Origin of the sequence: Pseudonocardia alaniniphila (assembly GCF_022524485.1) — a bacterium.
Classification (GTDB): domain Bacteria; phylum Actinomycetota; class Actinomycetes; order Mycobacteriales; family Pseudonocardiaceae; genus Pseudonocardia; species Pseudonocardia alaniniphila.
Map to the genome: position 1 here is coordinate 1 of NZ_JAKXMK010000051.1, position 15,527 is coordinate 15,527.

Below are 15,527 nucleotides of genomic sequence, written 5' to 3' on the forward strand. Positions count from 1 at the left end.
CCGAACACGAGCAGCGCGCGCGGGCCGTCGGGGCGCCCCAGCGCGGCGATCAGCTCCGTCGCGCTGCGCCCCGGCCCCGGCAACTCCTCCGGCCGCACCCCCCACACCCTCGCGACGTGCCCCCGGGCAGCCGGGTCGGCGATCGAGCGATACCCCGGCAACTGGTCAGCCTTCTGGCCGTGCTCACGCCCGCCCTGCCCGTTGCCCTGCCCCGTGATCGTCCCGAACCCCGACCCCGACCGACCCGGAAGGCCCAGCGCCAGCGCCAGGTTGATCCACGCCGTCACCGTGTCGACACCATTCGCGTGCTGCTCAGCACCCCGCGCCGTCAGCACATATCGCCGCGCCGCCCCACCGAGCCAGCCCACAACCATGCGCATATCAGCCGCAGGCACCCCGCAGACCCGTTCCGCCCGCTCCGGCCACCACTGCGCCGCCACCCGCCAAGCCTCATCGAACCCGGTCGTGCGCTCGGCGAGGTAGCCCGTGTCGAGCCACCCGCCGGTGACTGCGGCGTGCAACATCCCCAACGCCAAAACGAGATCCGTGCCAGGCACCGGCTGTAGGTGCAACCCGCCGGACGCAAGCGCCCGTTCCGCAGTAGGCGTACGCCGCGGATCGACCACCACGAGCCGCGCCCCGCCCAGGTGCCCCATGAGCGGCGGCATCGTCTCCGCGACGTTGGCCCCGGCGAGCACGACGATCTCGGCGTCGTCCAGGTCGGTGACCGGGAACGGCAGCCCCCGGTCGACCCCGAAGGCGCGGTTGCCCGCGGCCGCGGCCGAGGACATGCAGAACCGGCCGTTGTAGTCGATCTGCGACGTACCCAACGCCACCCGGGCGAACTTGCCCAGCAGATAGGACTTCTCGTTGGTCAGACTGCCCCCACCGAAGACCGCCACCGAGTCGGGCCCGTATGCAGCACGCAACTCAGCAAGTCGGTCTCCTACATATCCCAACGCCGCGTTCCAGCTCACCGGCGTGAATTCGACCGATCGCGACGGACGCAGCAGCGGTGATGTCAACCGCTGCGGATGGGTGAGCAACGCTCCCGACGTCCAGCCCTTCTGACAGAGCCCTCCCCGATTGGTCGGGAACTCGCGGGCATCGACATCCCCGGCCGAGTCGACCCATTGCCCACACTGCAGAGCGCAATACGGGCAGTGCGTTGCGACGCCCGAACTCGACGCCGTCGGCGCTGCCACAAGTTCCACAGCCATCGCGGCGCTCACGTGCGGGCGTGGGCGAACCGCGGGTGGGTGGACTCAACCCCGGCAGGCTTCAGGTAGACGACGTAGGTCACCACTATGCACACCACGTAGAAGCCGAGAAAGGACCAGAACGCGGGGTTGCCCGAGTTCGACCCGAGGAACGACTCGCGGAACGCGAGGTTAATGAAAAAACCGCCGAGCGCCCCGATCGCGCCGACGATCCCGATCACCGCACCCGATACCCGGCGGGCCCGCTGCAGGCTGGCCGCCTCGTCGGCGCCGGCGGCGATCGCGGCCATAGCCAGACCGCGGAAAACCGCCGGGATCATCTTGCACGTGGAACCGTTGCCCAGCCCGCTGAACACGAACAACAGCACGAACCCGAACGTGAACAGCGCGAGCGAGTGCGCCGCCGAGGCGAGCAGCACCACTCCGGTGGCCAGCGCCATCGCGATGAAGTTCCAGAATGTGATCCGCGCGCCCCCGTGGGAGTCGGCGAGCTTCCCGCCCCAAGGACGAATCAGCGAGCCGAGCAGCGGGCCGATGAACGTCACCGCCGCGGCCTGCAACGGCGTGCGGCCGAACTGGTTCTGCAGCACCAATCCGAACGCGAAGCTGAAGCCGATGAACGACCCGAACGTCCCGATGTAGAGCAGCGACATCACCCAGGTCTGGCGCTCCCGGATCGACTCTCGGAAGGCGCCCGTGTCGTTGCGCACCGACGTCAGGTTGTCCATGCTCAGCGCGGCCAGCACGCCGGCCAGCACGATCAGCGGGATGTAGACCGCCGGCAGAACCTGCGGCGCGCCGGCCCCCGTCGTCGCGATGATCAGAAGCCCGAGCAGTTGGATCACCGGCACGCCCAGGTTTCCGACGCCCGCGTTCAGCCCCAGCGCCCACCCCTTGCGGGACTCCGGGAAAAACGCGTTGATGTTGGTCATCGACGAAGCGAAATTCCCCCCGCCGATGCCCGCGACGCCGGCTGCCACAAGGAAGACCGACAAGGATGTCCCCGGGCGCATGATGGCCACCGCGAAGATCGTCGGAACCAGCAGGAGTGCGGAGGAGATCACCGTCCAATTCCGGCCACCGAAGCGCGTCACGGCGAACGAGTAAGGCAGCCGCAGTGCCGCACCCGCCACCGTCGGCACGCCGACCAGGGCGAACTTCTCCGCCGCGTCGATCCCGTACTCGGATCCCATGAACAACACCATTACGGACCAGATCGACCAGATCGAGAAATCCATGTGTTGGCTGAACATCGAGAGCGCGAGATTTCGCTTCGCAGTCTTTTTTCCGACGCGCTCCCAAAAGTTGGGATTCTCCGGATCCCAGTTGTCGATCCAACGCCCCTCAAGGCTGAATCGGGCACCATGAACGTCAGGTGACAGAGTCACACCTAGCCCCCCAAAGGCTGCACGCGGACGGACGTCGCCGTTCGGCCTCGTCCCGAGGGCGTCGCTGCCGCTCGTGAATGTACCGACAAACCCGGCGCCACAAAGTGCAGATATGATGCACAGTGCACCAATCATCAGCGCCTGGTCTCCATGTGTGCACGATCCATCCGCCGAGGAGATACGACCACGCGCGGACGTCTCACTTTTCACCGGGATCGGATCATGGCCGGCGTGAGCCACATCGTTCGGCTGGCGCGGCAGCGGAGCCCTATCCTACTCAACGGACCGTCACTGGGGCGGGCGATTTCTCGTCAAGCGGGGAGGCAATTTCTCTTCGTTGGCTGGAGGGTAGATCTGGAGTAGCCGTCGCTTTCCGAACCGTGTTCCCGACGAAACGGGCGGCGTTGGGCGACACGGCCAGCCCCTCGCCGACGGCCCGTGACTCCGCTGACTGCTCGCGGACGCGGACAGCATCGCCCGGACTCATCCAAGAATGCAGCTACTCCGCCGACACCGCCCCCGATCACGACGAAATCGGGTGGGTTAGGGCAAGCCCGGTGTGGGTCACGAAACACACCGTCGACGAGAAGGATATGGCCGGTCATGCAGGAGGACGCATCCGAGACCAGGTACAGCACGCTCGATGCGATCTCTCCCGGCGTCGCCTGCCGCCCCAGCGGCACCATCCGCCTGACCAGCTCGTCCTACGCCCCGCGCCCGCCCATGAAGTCGACGGCCGGATCGTCGAACGGGGGGTCCACCCAACCGGGGCAGATGGTGTTCGACGTCAACGGCGGCGATCGTGCCCTTGGAACACCAAACACACCGCGGACACGAGACACGCCACAGACCGGAGACGCTCGATTGAGCGACATCGGCGCCGGCACCGTCCGAGTTCCTCGTGGTTACATCCCCCTGCCTGCGGACAGCCAGGACAGCGAGGGCTTTGACAAGTTGATCGATGACCCAGCCGGCCCGCGTCCACGCGGGCCCTGCCTCGACGCGCTCCCGACGAGGGCCGTACCAGGCGGGTATCTGGGCGGGAGAATGGCAGGCATGCCCGAAGAGGCCGTCGATGTCGTGACCGTGATGAATCGTCTCTCGCCGCGGGCTTGATCCGACGTGCCTGGGACCGGTCGTGTCTTGGCGGTTGTGGGCGGGTTCCACTTTGCGGACGGATTGCCGTGCGTCGCAGCGGGGCGGTGCCTCGAGCGGCGGAAGTGAGGCGTGCTTCGGCGGGGTAGTGGTCCGGGTACCGACTGTGATGGTGATCTGATCACACCCAGGGCCCTCAGCGGTGTGGTCGTCAGGCCGCCCTGTGTCGAGTTCTCGGCCGAGGTTAGCGCGGTGTCGATCGCCTCGACGGCTTGCTGGGCGACGTGGCGCAGCAGGTGGCCATAGACCTCAGTCGTGGTCGCACGTCGGCCACGATCGACCCGGCCGCCGACGCGCCCGAGGTCGTCGCGTCCCGGACTCTCGATGACTACGCCCGAAGGCGCGCGGCCTCCTACCCGGGCCGATTCGTGACACGAGTGATGACCTGGCCTGCGCACCTGTTGCCGCGCACGGCGGTCACACGCCTGGCCGGCGCCTTCAATCGTCGTCAGGCCTCCCCGAGGTCGTCGACCTCGTGTGAGGGTGTCGCAGACCACGATGTGGGCACCGAGCCCGGCCGGCCGAGCTGCCACGGCCGCGCCGATGTCGCTCGCCGCACCGGTGACGACGGCGTGCTGCGCGGAGAGATCGGGGCCCTGCGGTTCGCTGGTCATGACGCCGGGGATGCGAAGGGGTTGGCGTCGGCGTGGCGGTGTCCCCAGACGTCCGACGTCCCGAAGTCGTGCGGGATCCAGCCGTCGCCCACCTCGATGCCGCCGCATCCGATCTCGAGGTGGAACCCGCTGGGGTTGCGGATGTAGAACGAGATCGCTTTGTCGTTCATGTGCCGGCCGAGGCTGATCGAGATGGGCACGCCGCCCGCTTGGGCCCGGTCGTGGGCGCGTCCGACGTCGTCGATCGTGTCGTGTTCGATCTCGATGTGGTGGATGGACGGCGTGTCCGCGCGCGCCAGCGCGATGCTGTGGTGGCTGGCGTTGCAGCGGAGGAAGTACAGACCGGGGGCGCGGTAGTCAGTCAACCGGAACTCGAGCACGCACTCGTAGAGCTCGCGGAGCTCGTCGAGCTTCGGGCCGGCCAGGACGAGGTGGCCGAGACCGGTGACCCCGGTACGCGCGTCGGCCGAGCGAGCCGGGCTGGTGCGGACCTTGGCCTCACCGACCGCCAACTCCACGCGGTAGCCGAAGTGGTCGGTGAACCATCGCATCTGGGTGGCGCCGCGCAACTCGGTCTCGTCCGCGGATCCCTCCCGGACGGCGAAGCCGGCGTCGGTCAGCCGTTCGGTGACTCTGTCGAGTTCACGTGGTGAATCGACGATCCACCCCACCTCACGCAGGCTGTCCTGCGCGGAGGGATGCAGGGCGAGGCGGTACTTGAACTCGTCGAGCTCCGCCAGGGCCACTTCTTTCGTGCCGATCGTGACGGGCGTGATCCCGACGCTCAGTGTGCGCTCGAACAGAGTGACCCACGCGTCGACGTCGGTGACGTTGAGGCCGACGTAGCCCAGCTTGCGGATGCCCATGCCGACCTCACCCCTCCGACGTGGCGGCTGCGGCTCCGCCCTGCAGGAACTCGCGAACGATGTGGTTGGACTCGGGCGCGCGTTCGTACTGCACCCAGTGCCGGCAGTGGGGCAGAACGCGTAGCTCTGCGTCGGGGACGCCGGCCAGGATCGTGGACGCCCAGGTCAGCGGAACGGTCTGATCCTCCCGGCCCCACACGAGCAGCGTGGGTGCGCCGATGCGCGCCAGGCCGGGAGTCAGGTCACCGAATTTCCGAGGGATCGGCAACTCCGGGCGAACCCGCAGGCTCGATTCGTACCGCTCGTCGATGAGCGCATCGGTCGCCAACGCCTGGTCGTACATCATGAGACGAACGAGCCCAGCCATCGCCTCGCGTGAGGGTTTCCCAGCCGCCATGTAGCCGAAGAGGTGGTCGAACCCGACCGGCCACGGTGGCGCATCCGCCGGGAGGACCCCGCCGGGCGCCGTGAGCACCAGCCGGTCCACACGATCCCGGTGGGCCATGGCGATCCGCATCGTGACACCGCCACCATAGGAATTGCCCACCAGATGGGCCCGCTCGATCCCGGGAGCCTCCATCGCGCGGCACGCGCGCTCGGCCGCGTGGACGAGCAACGGGTCGTCCGTCCCAGGCCGCGGCGAACGCCCCCACCACGGAAGATCCACCACCAGGTTCCGGTAGTCCCCGAAGGCCGACAGGTTCGCCCGGAAGTTGCTCATGCCCGCGGCACCCGGCCCGGAGCCGTGCAGCCACAGAACCGGACTGCCCGCACCGAACGCGGTGCAGGCCAGCTCGGCGTCCCCGGCATCCACCATGGTCGTCACACCGACACCTCCCCCTCGACTTGTATGTAACGCTCACTATAATCTGTGATGACGCGGCGCGTCATCACGCCGCCGCTCCGCTTCTCGACCGAGCCGGCGCGCGAGTCTGCTGCCGTGTGCCTAGGAGCGCCGAAGGCAGGCGGGTAGACCCCGACCTGGGTGATCTCGAGGCCCGATGCCGGCTCGAGTTGTCGGTCCAGCGGACGACCGGCGATTCGATCGAGCACTACCGGTGTCGCTCACGCGCGGCCGGACCGGAACCGGTGACGACTTGCCGGAGGCGGACGTACTGGTTAGTCTCAACAAAGAGGGAAGTGGATCCCCATCGGACCTTGTGTTGGAAATGAAGAAGCGGAAATCGAAGCCTTCATCCGTACGCTGTACGACCAAATGGCTGTGCCATTGTTCTCGTTTGCTCTCCGTTTCACCAGGGACCGTACTCTGGCCGAGGATGTCGTACAGGAAGTGCTGGTACGTGCCTGGCGCCGCGCCGGCCACCTTGAGCCCGGCTCCGACGCGCTGCGTGGGTGGCTGTTCACTGCGACCCGCAACCTTTTAACTGATATGTGGCGCGCGAAGGCCAGGCGGCCGTCGATCGTGTCGTCCGAAGAGGTTGTAGATCTGGCGGTTGCGGCCGACGACGTCGACCGGGTCTTGCGGCGTCAGGCTCTCGACGACGCGCTCTACCAGCTCACGCCCAAGCATCGTGATGTGTTGATGCAGATCTACTACGAAGGCCGATCGCTCGCCGAGACCGCGCACCGGCTCGGCGTCCCTCTCGGCACCGTGAAGTCGCGCACACACCACGCCTTACGAGAATTACGGCTGCTACTGCAAGAGATCGAAGTGCAACCAGGGTAACCACGGCTGTCGAGATCAGTGCAACTCGGACCGTCCGACTGGATTGGGCGAAATCCGCTCCGCATGACCATTTCCCAGGTCGTCGATGACTGCGGACTCCACCCGTGCGCGTGCGGTCGGAATTCGCCTCGTGTATCGCTACGGCAAGGACGGGAACAGTCGAACGACCGAGCCTGTCGACATCTCGCGGTTGAAGGAGCGAGGGCGGCCCTATGTCGGGGACTGGCTCGACCTTGTCGAATGCCGTGACACCATACGGCAGAAGCCATATTCCAAGATTTATGTTGCGGTGGCTGATATGGCGAACGCGTGCCCACATGTCGCCGTCCCGTTGGTGCCGATCGACGGCGATGCCTAGTTCGCAAGTACGACGGGTCGTCGGCGAGCTACGCCTCGCTCGGTCGGCCGGTGTTCGCTCTCGCATCGCTGATCGCAGCACGACCGGCTTTGATCAGCGGGTCGGTGAGCGCGGCTGGATCGGGACCGAGGTAGCCGGTGACCATGGCGCCGTCGCGCAGGATGATCAGTTGGTCGGCGACCGTCTCGCGGTCGGGGATCGCCATCTCCCCGAGTAGGTCCTTCACGAATGTCGCGAACCAGGCCCGGTGGGTGGCGATGGCCTTCCTCGCGGGGTGGGCGGGGTCGGCGAACTCGGCCGCGGCATTGATGAACGGACATCCGCGGAACCCGGGGGAGCAGCTCATGTCCGCGATGGCGTGCGCAATGGCGTGGAGGGTGCCGCAGGCGTCGCCGGTCTGGCTGCGGAGCTGCTCCAGTGCGTGGCGTTCGACTGCCGCGCGGCCGTCGAGGTAGGCCACGACCAGGTCGTCCTTTGAGGGGAAGTGCCGGTAGAAAGTCACCTTGCTGACGCCTGCCGCCGCGATCAGCCGGTCCGCGCTGACGGCCCGGATCCCCTCGGCGTAGAACTGTTCATTCGCCGCCGCAAGGATCCGTTCCCGCACCGGTGACGACTGCGTCGCGCCGGCACCTCGTGTCCGGCCGGCTGCCTGTGTCATCGGTGCTCCACCTCGTCTCGGCACTACCCTTCCCGGCCTTTCCGGCTAGCTCCTCGCTCACTCGGATGAGGTGTTGTGGCCGTGCAAAGACCTACTAGTCAGTCTACATGGCGAGCTGCCGTCGATCATCGGTGTCACGGGCGACGGACTCCCGGTGCCTTTCTTCCGCCACCCGACCCGCGACGTTCGGTGCAACGTCGTCGGGCAGTGCCGGGGCCATGCCCTCACCCGAGGTCGACGACGTGGGGGAGGCCCTGACGACGATTGAAGGCGCCGGCCAGGCGTGTGACCGCCGTGTGCGGCACAGGCGCGCAGGCCAGGTCATCACTCGTGTCACGAATCGGCCCGGGTAGGAGGCCGCGCGCCTTCGGGCGTAGTCATCGAGAGTCCGGGACGCGACGACCTCGGGCGCGTCGGCGGCCGGGTCGATCGTGGCCGACGTGCCGTCGGGGTATGGAGACGTGTTGATGCCGGTTCGCGCCGTGAGCCTCGTCGCGATGGGTCTGTGGCTGCTCGACAAACCTGATCGCCACGTTCCGACCGCGGTGACGAGGGGGTGGGATGCCGTGAGGGACCGGCCTGCACCTGGAACGTGGTCGTGGTCGGTGAGGACGCGCCGTGCTGGTCGGGAACCAGGTGGTACGAGCGCCTCAAGGCGGGGTGTTGCTACGTGCGATAGCTGCCGGCCGGAGTGACGTTGGATCCGCCGTCTGGCCGCCGGCCCCGATCAGGACCGAGCGGCTCGTGCTGCGCGAGTCGCAGGCTCGGGATCGTGTGGCTCTCGTCGAGCTGTTCGACTCGTCGGAGGCGGGTGTCTAGGTCGGGTGGTGCTCGGCCGCGTGCCGAGTCCACGCCAACGTCTGGCTGAGTTCGGATGCTGTGACGGTCGACGGCCGGGTCCCACGTCCGGCGACTCCGCGTCAGTCTCTACCGCCAACCGCCGCGCTTCTGGATGACCTCTTGGGCGAACTCGAGAGCTTCGTCCACAGCGGACAATGCGAGGTTGAACTCGACAACCGCCTCGTCCGCACCGGACGCTGCGACCTTGTCCAGTCGTTCAATGATCCGGTCGACCTGCTCGCCTTGCTCGACATTGACGCGGACCGACCGCTTTAGTGCGTCCGGGTCGCGGCCCGCTGCGTCCGCAGACCGCCGGGCCACCTCCCACAGCGATGCCGCGAACTCGGTCGGGAGCGAATCGAAAATGAGCCAGCCCGCGGCGCGCCGACCGACCCGGTACAGCGCCGCCTCGCTGGCACCACCGAGCCAGACCGGAGGACCGCCGGGCTGCACCGGACGCAGGTCGACCTGCGCGGGCGGCAACGACAGTGTTGGGCTTTCGAATGTGACCGGGTTCGTGGTCCACCAGGCGTCGAGGAATGACAAGATGTCATCCAGCCGTCGACCTCGGTTCGCCCATTCCAGTCCGAGCGCGTCGTACTCGTCGCGCACCCAGCTCAAGCCGAACCCGACGTCCAGCCGTCCGTTGCTGAGGAAGTCCAACGTCGTCAAGGTGCGCGCCAGCTGGACGGGCTCGTGCAGTGGGGCGTTCAACGTGCTGAAGTTGAACCGGACGTGGCTTGTCACAGCAGCCGCCGTGGCTACCAGCGTGAGCGGGTCGGCGTTGCGGCCAACCCGCTCGAGGTAGAGGGAGTAGTCATCACCGGGGTATGCACTTTTCGGACGCAGCGGCACGAAGAGACGATCGCCGGCCCACAGCGAACCATAGCCGAGCTCTTCCGTCCGTGTGGCGAAGTGCCGCACCGAAGCCGCATCGGTCAACATGGGGCCGAATTGCGGAAGACTGATACCCAATTTCACAACTTGCCTCTTCCTGCGATGTGTTCATTCCTGGGCGCTAAGGTTTCGATTCCTGATTCTTGCGACGGCATGCGGATCCTCGCGCATATCAATTCCGACCGCATGTGAGTGGTGAAGATTAATTCGCGAGGCAATAACTACCACCGTCCCGTCTGATGGGCCGGTCCGCCGATCGACGTCCCGGGCACCTCGGTTGACGACGTGGATGGTTGCCCGCAGCCGGCGAGCACGGCCGTAGCGATGACCAGCACTGTTGCGCCGCCGGTAGCCGCCGTTCCTCGAGATGGCCGGCCGGTGCGGTCGTGGGCCTGCCCTCCGCCCGGCCCCCGGGACACGGATGTCCTCTCGTCCTCCATCATCGAGCCTCCTGCGTGGGACGGGCGGTCGCGAGCAGCCCGGCGTGGTTCTCCAGCGCGAGGTACGGGTTGAACTGCACGTGCCGGCTGCCGACGTGCAGGTCGCGCCAGAACCGCTGCAGTGGGTTGTCGGCGGCGAAGCTGGAGGCTCCGTTCAGGTCCAGCAGCAGGTTGACCCCTTCCTGGCACCGCTGCACGAGCGAGTTCAGCCGCATGCGCAGGGTTGTGGTGTCCCGGTCGGCGAGTGTCGGCCCGGCCATGAGCCGGTCGATCTCCGCCGCGAGCACCAGCAGGTCATGCTGGGCGCTCTCGATCAGGTGGGTGGCTTCGGCGAACCAGTGCCGGGCGCCGGGGGAGGCTGCGAGGTTGTCGTACTGCGTCATCGGCGGCTTGCGCTCATGGAGCGTGGAACCGGCCACGTCCAGTGCCCCGCGAGCGGCTCCGACCAGCGCGGCGAGGAGCGTGACGCCACCGCCGAGGGGACGCGCCGGCCGCCCGGCGAACGGGTCCGGTGCGCCGTTCGGGCCCGTGGGCAGAGGCAGTACGCGGGCCTGGGGCACGAACACGTCGTCGGCCACCAGCGTGTGGCTCCCGGTGCCGCGCATTCCGGCGGTGTCCCAGGTGCGCGCGATGTCCAGGTCCGAGGTCGGCGTGAGCAGGAATGCGAACTCGGGAGGCCCCTCACCATCGCCCACCATGGCCAGGGTGATGGCCCACGGCGCGTCCTCGCAGCCCGAGGCGTAGGGCCAACGCCCGGAGACGCGCACGCCTCCGGCTACCCGCCGTCCCCGGCCCGGCGGGTTCCCGGCACCGCACAGCCGCGTGTCGGGGTCGGCGTAGAACTCCGCGAGCACCTCCTCGGACATGAGCGGGGCGAAGGCCGGCTGCGCCTCGGCGCTCACCGCGACCAGCCAGGCCGAGGACGGGCAACCGCGGCCCAGCTCGGAGATCACGCGAACGGTGGTCGGAAGGTCGGCGTCCAGGCCGCCGAACCGGGTCGGGGTGGCCAGCGCGAACGCACCCGCGTCCCGCAGCGCCGCGGTGCTCTCGGCGGGCAGCCGCCGGTCGCGCTCGGCGCGGCCCGCGTTCGCGGCGAGTACCGGCACTGCCGACCGGGCCGCCGCCATCAGGGTCTCGACGTCAGTGGGACGGACGTCTGTTGTGGTCATCGAAAACATCTCCTCGCAAGGGATCGCCGACGGTCGTGTTCAGGCGGAGTGTTCGTGGGTTTCGAGCAGCCGCAGCCACACGTCGCTGAGGGTGGGAAAGGCCGGCACGTCAGTTCCCCGTCGCGGCGCGGCCGAGGCGCAGCGCCGAGACGAGGAAGAAGATCCCGCCGAGCGTCGCGTAGCCGGCGACGTTGCTCAGCGTTGCCCCGTCGCTGGATGCCTGCAGGAAGAACGACGTCCCCGCGAGCACGGAGATGCCCCCGCTGGCGATCATCGCCCACTGGCCTCCCAGCTTGCGGCGCCTGAGGCCCACGATGAGCTGGACGATCCCCGCGACGACAGCCCATCCGCCCCACACCTGCAGGACGGCCGGGATGCCGGACATGACGGCGACGACCAGGCCGATGGCGGTGAGCGAGCTGATCGCGATGTTCACATACAGGCCCAGGGCTGATCCGGTCGCCCGGGACGAGCGGGCGTCGACGATCGCAGCGGCCACGTCGAACAGTGGGTAGAGCACGATCAGCGTCGCGCTCAGCGGCCCGATGCTCGACCCGACCACGAACATCAATCCGGCCCAGACGATCGCGAACCCGAAACGGATGAAATACAGCCTGCGAAGAGTGGACGCGATTCCCGTTGAGCTCGAAGCGGCAACGGTCGTCATGGTGATCCTTTCGACTGGTGTGATGCCGCACTGGTGCGGTTCATCGGAAAGAAGTGGGGCAGTCGGATCGACTGGCGAATGCCAAGTAGACGAACTAGTACGTCTGCTTGGACCATCCCGTGCCGGGTTCGATCACTGCAAGCGAATGTGGTGTGCGCCACCGTCGCTGTGACGTGGCGGCGTTCTCGACCGTGGTCCCGCGGCCGGCCAGTCGGGCTGGGGTGGACGAGGGATGGTCGGCGTCATCCTGACCATGTAGAGTGAGCGTTCCATACATTCGACTGTATCCCTCGTCCGAGACGGTCGCTCACGCGCCCGACTGCGCGGGCCTGAGCCAAACGTCGCGACGAAGCGAGGTTCCTATGAGCGTCCTCGAGCGGGTCAAGGCCGCACCGATGAGTCGTGTCCAGGTCAGGCGGTCGCCCTGTGCCTGGTGAAGAACCTGGTCGACGGGTTCGATCTCCTGCTGACGTCCCTCGTCGGGCCGGCGATCGCCCGCGAGTGGGGGCCTGTCGCCGTAGCAGGTGGGCATCCTGCTCAGCAGCGGTCGGGCCGGCATCGCGTTCGGTGCGCTGTGCCTCGCCCCGCTCGCCGACCGGATCGGCCGCCGCAAGTTCACACTCGCCGGTCACGCGGTGGCCTCGTCTCGGAGCACTCGAACCACCGGCGCCGGGGCCTGTCCGTCGCTCTGATCACGACCGGCTGCGGGCTCGGGTCGCTCGTCGCCGGTGTCGCTACCAGCCTGCTGGCCGGTCCGTTCGGGTACGGTCGATCTTCGTGACCGGGCCGCAGTTCCTGCCCGAGTCGATGGACTACCCGATCGCCTCGCGTCCTCGTGATGACCCGGTGCGGCGCTGGTCGACGGCGGGCGCGGGGTGGAGATCTACGCCGAGATCGCGCTGTAGGCCGGCGAGCTGATGATCAAGAAGCATTGCTACAACTCGTTCCATGCCACCGGCCTGGAGATCGTGCTGCGCGGGCTCGGCGCCGACACGGTGGTCCTCACCGGTACGTCGACCGAGTGCTGCGTGCTCGGGACTGCGCTGGATTGCGGGTTCCGCTCCGTGGTCCTCGCCGACGCGTGCGCGTCCTGCGACTACCCGGATGTCGGCTTCGGCGCCATGCCCGCGAGCGAGATGCACCTGGCCGCGCTGCGGATCATGAGTCTGACGTCGTCAGAGGTCACCGACGCCGACACGTTCCTGTCCCGGCTGCCGTGACCCCGCCCGTGCTCGTCCTGCTGCACGGCGGCGGTCCCGGCGTCGACGCCGCGAGTAACTGGGCGAGCGTCCGGCCCCGGTTCGCGGAACGGTTCCGGTGGCTCGCCCCCGATCTGCTGGGATTCGGCACGCGGATCGCGGGCACGGAGGGCCTGCACGGGCCGGCGGCCTGGGCGCGGGCCCGCGCTCACCAGGTCCTGGACCTGCTCGACGAGCACGGGCTCTCCCGCGTGCACCTGCTCGGCAACTCGGCTGCCGGTGGCGCCGCCGCGCTGGCGCTGCTGGCCGAGGCCCCCGAGCGGGTCGAACGGGCCGTCGTGATGGGCGGCGCCGGCACCGGGCCACCTCCCCGTGCCGTTCCCTTCTACGACGATCCCACGAGGGAGTCCATGCGTGCGACGCTCGCCCGCCGCGTCGCCGACGAGGGCGCCCATCGGGATCTCCTCGACGAACTCGCGGACCGTCGCCTGGACCAGGCGCTGCGGCCCGGTGCCGAGCAGGCCTTCCGGGCCATGTTCGAGGCGGGGGACCAGCCGTCCGTGGATCTCGCCACCGTGCCCAATCCGGTCCTCGCCCTGCACGGGGAACAGGACCGGGTCAGCCCGGTCGACGTCTCCGCGCGTCTGGTCGATGCTCTTCCGTGTGCGCGCCTCGAGGTCGTGCCGGGCGCCGGGCATTGGATACACGTCGACCGACCGGACGAGTTCTGCGCTCTCGTGGGGGAGTTCCTGACCGCATGAACCACGCAGGCAGCGGCATCCTGATCGTCGGCGCCGGTCCCACCGGCCTCACCCTGGCCATCGACCTGGCCAGGCGCGGCGTGCCGTGTGTCGTCGTGGAGGCGACGACCGAGCGGCCGGTGAACCCGCGGTGCAACACCACCTCGGCCCGGTCGATGGAGATCTTCCGGCGGCTCGGCGTCGCCGACGAGGTGCGCCGAGCCGGCCTCCCCGCGGACCACCCGACGTCCATCCTGTACCGCACGACCATGGTCGGCGAGGAGCTCTTCCGGCTCGACCAGCCCTCGTCCGGCGAGGTGCTGGCAGGCAAGCTCCGTAAGGATTGGCCCACGCCGGAGCCGCAGCACCGGATCTCGCAGATCTACCTGGAGCCGATCCTGGAGCGCCGTGCGCGGGAGATTCCCGGGTTGACCGTCGAGCGCGGGGCCCGGCTGGTCGAGCTGCACCGGTTCGAGGACAGGGTCGAGGCGGTGATCGAGTCCGAGGGCACGACGAGGGTCCTGCACGGTGCCTACGTGATCGGGTGCGACGGCGCGCACAGTGCCGTCCGGCGGCAGCTGGGGATCCGATACCAGGGCGTCGACGCCATCCAGAACTTCGTGTCGACGTTCGTCCGCTCGGCGGAGCTCGGCCGGCTCGCCGCTCGTGACCGGGCCTGGACGTATTGGACCTACGGCCGCCGGCTCGCCTCGCTGATCGCCGTCGACGGCGGCGACCTGTGGCTGAACCACGTCGCGTTCGGCCCCGATCACGACACCGACGACGAGGACCCCGAGCAGTTGCTGCGGGAGGCCGTGGGCGGAGCTGTCGAGCACGAGGTGCTCGGGACGGTGCGCTGGACCGGTCGCCAGCTCGTCGCGGAGCGCTACCGCGAGGGGCGGGTGTTCCTCGCCGGGGACGCGGCCCACATCTGGATCCCTATCGGCGGCTTCGGCATGAACGCCGGCATCCAGGACGCGGCCACGCTGGGTTGGATGCTCGCCGCCGTGCACCACGGGTGGGCACCGCCGGAGCTGCTCGATGCCTACGAGCTCGAACGCAAGCCGGTCGGGGAGCAGTTCGCGAGCGCGGTGGCATCGGCGGCCCGGGCCTCCCTCGCGGAGGTCTCGCCGGACATCCACCTGCCCGGATTGGGTGGGGAGCACGCCCGCGCCGCGCTCGCGCAGCGGCTCGCGGTGACCGAACCGGCCCGCTACTCGCCCGACGGCTTCAGCTTCGGCTACCACTACGCGGGCTCGCCCCTCGTGGTCGGCGGCGAGGAGCAGCCGGCGATCGGCATGGGCGGCTACCAGGACCGGGCGCAGGTCGGGTTCCGGCTGCCGCACGCCTGGCTCGAGGACGGCCGCTCCGTGCTCGACGCGCTCGGCCCGGACTTCACCCTGCTGCGGACGGACGAGGCTACCGACGTACAGGTCTGGATCGACGCCGCGCGGGAACTGGGCGTCCCGCTGACCGTGGTGGACCTGCCCGGCCGTCATCCCACCTCGTTCTTGCTCGTGCGCCCGGACCAGCACGTCGCCTGGATGGGCGGCGCCGAGGGCCGCGCCGACGAGCTGCTGCGGACGGTCACCGGGCGCGTCGCCGCCCACCAGAGCTGAGGACCAGGAG

14 protein-coding genes are annotated in these 15,527 nt (G+C 68.6%); 5 read left to right on the forward strand and 9 right to left on the reverse strand.

From position 1 onward, the window contains the following. The 5 genes from MMF94_RS39775 to MMF94_RS39795 form a co-directional block, all read right to left on the reverse strand. Positions 1 to 1,220: molybdopterin oxidoreductase family protein (locus MMF94_RS39775; protein ID WP_241042666.1), on the reverse strand; the 1,220-nt coding region annotated here is incomplete at its 3' end. An 8-nt stretch (positions 1,221 to 1,228) separates the two neighbouring features. Further along, complete coding sequence (locus tag MMF94_RS39780; RefSeq protein ID WP_241042667.1) at positions 1,229 to 2,743, reverse strand: nitrate/nitrite transporter; 1,515 nt, start codon at positions 2,741 to 2,743, stop codon at positions 1,229 to 1,231. Between the two features lie 176 nt (positions 2,744 to 2,919). Next, positions 2,920 to 3,294, reverse strand: coding sequence for an SDR family oxidoreductase (locus tag MMF94_RS39785; protein WP_241042668.1), 375 nt, complete (start codon positions 3,292 to 3,294; stop codon positions 2,920 to 2,922). 1,079 nt (positions 3,295 to 4,373) lie between these two features. Beyond that, entirely contained in the window at positions 4,374 to 5,243 is an 870-nt protein-coding gene (locus MMF94_RS39790; protein WP_241042669.1) for a VOC family protein, read from the reverse strand. A gap of 7 nt (positions 5,244 to 5,250) precedes the next feature. Then, positions 5,251 to 6,060 carry an alpha/beta fold hydrolase gene (locus tag MMF94_RS39795; RefSeq protein WP_241042722.1) on the reverse strand — a complete coding sequence of 270 codons (810 nt, stop codon included), beginning with the start codon at positions 6,058 to 6,060 and terminating at the stop codon, positions 5,251 to 5,253. Positions 6,061 to 6,447: 387 nt separating this feature from the next. On the opposite strand from MMF94_RS39795, the gene MMF94_RS39800 reads away from it, so the two are divergent. Both MMF94_RS39800 and MMF94_RS39805 read left to right on the forward strand, forming a co-directional pair. Next, a complete protein-coding gene (locus tag MMF94_RS39800; protein ID WP_277398944.1) occupies positions 6,448 to 6,930 on the forward strand; it encodes a sigma-70 family RNA polymerase sigma factor in 483 nt (160 codons plus the stop codon). A gap of 85 nt (positions 6,931 to 7,015) precedes the next feature. Beyond that, positions 7,016 to 7,288, forward strand: coding sequence for a hypothetical protein (locus MMF94_RS39805; RefSeq protein WP_241042671.1), 273 nt, complete (start codon positions 7,016 to 7,018; stop codon positions 7,286 to 7,288). Positions 7,289 to 7,316: 28 nt separating this feature from the next. Here the strand turns inward: MMF94_RS39805 and MMF94_RS39810 are convergent, their stop codons facing one another. The 4 genes from MMF94_RS39810 to MMF94_RS39825 all read right to left on the reverse strand — a co-directional run bounded on the left by MMF94_RS39810 (position 7,317) and on the right by MMF94_RS39825 (position 11,959). Next, entirely contained in the window at positions 7,317 to 7,946 is a 630-nt protein-coding gene (locus MMF94_RS39810) for a TetR/AcrR family transcriptional regulator (RefSeq protein WP_241042672.1), read from the reverse strand. 927 nt (positions 7,947 to 8,873) lie between these two features. Beyond that, the gene (locus MMF94_RS39815) at positions 8,874 to 9,767 is read right to left on the reverse strand and encodes a TIGR03619 family F420-dependent LLM class oxidoreductase (RefSeq protein WP_241042673.1); all 894 of its coding nucleotides are present in this window, start codon (positions 9,765 to 9,767) and stop codon (positions 8,874 to 8,876) included. A 355-nt stretch (positions 9,768 to 10,122) separates the two neighbouring features. After that, entirely contained in the window at positions 10,123 to 11,292 is a 1,170-nt protein-coding gene (locus MMF94_RS39820) for an acyl-CoA dehydrogenase family protein (protein WP_241042674.1), read from the reverse strand. Between the two features lie 109 nt (positions 11,293 to 11,401). Next, positions 11,402 to 11,959: a hypothetical protein gene (locus tag MMF94_RS39825; protein WP_241042675.1), complete on the reverse strand. Its 558-nt coding sequence runs from the start codon at positions 11,957 to 11,959 to the stop codon at positions 11,402 to 11,404. A 917-nt stretch (positions 11,960 to 12,876) separates the two neighbouring features. On the opposite strand from MMF94_RS39825, the gene MMF94_RS39830 reads away from it, so the two are divergent. The 3 genes from MMF94_RS39830 to MMF94_RS39840 are packed head-to-tail and all read left to right on the forward strand — an operon-like array spanning position 12,877 to position 15,517. Beyond that, positions 12,877 to 13,179 (forward strand): isochorismatase family protein, encoded by a 303-nt coding sequence (locus MMF94_RS39830; protein ID WP_241042676.1) that lies wholly within the window; start codon positions 12,877 to 12,879, stop codon positions 13,177 to 13,179. After that, positions 13,176 to 13,919: an alpha/beta fold hydrolase gene (locus MMF94_RS39835; RefSeq protein ID WP_241042677.1), complete on the forward strand. Its 744-nt coding sequence runs from the start codon at positions 13,176 to 13,178 to the stop codon at positions 13,917 to 13,919. The genes MMF94_RS39830 and MMF94_RS39835 overlap by 4 nt, the downstream gene beginning before the upstream one ends. Next, complete coding sequence (locus MMF94_RS39840) at positions 13,916 to 15,517, forward strand: FAD-dependent monooxygenase (RefSeq protein ID WP_241042678.1); 1,602 nt, start codon at positions 13,916 to 13,918, stop codon at positions 15,515 to 15,517. Before MMF94_RS39835 ends, MMF94_RS39840 begins: the two co-directional genes overlap by 4 nt. Positions 15,518 to 15,527: the final 10 nt, after the last annotated feature.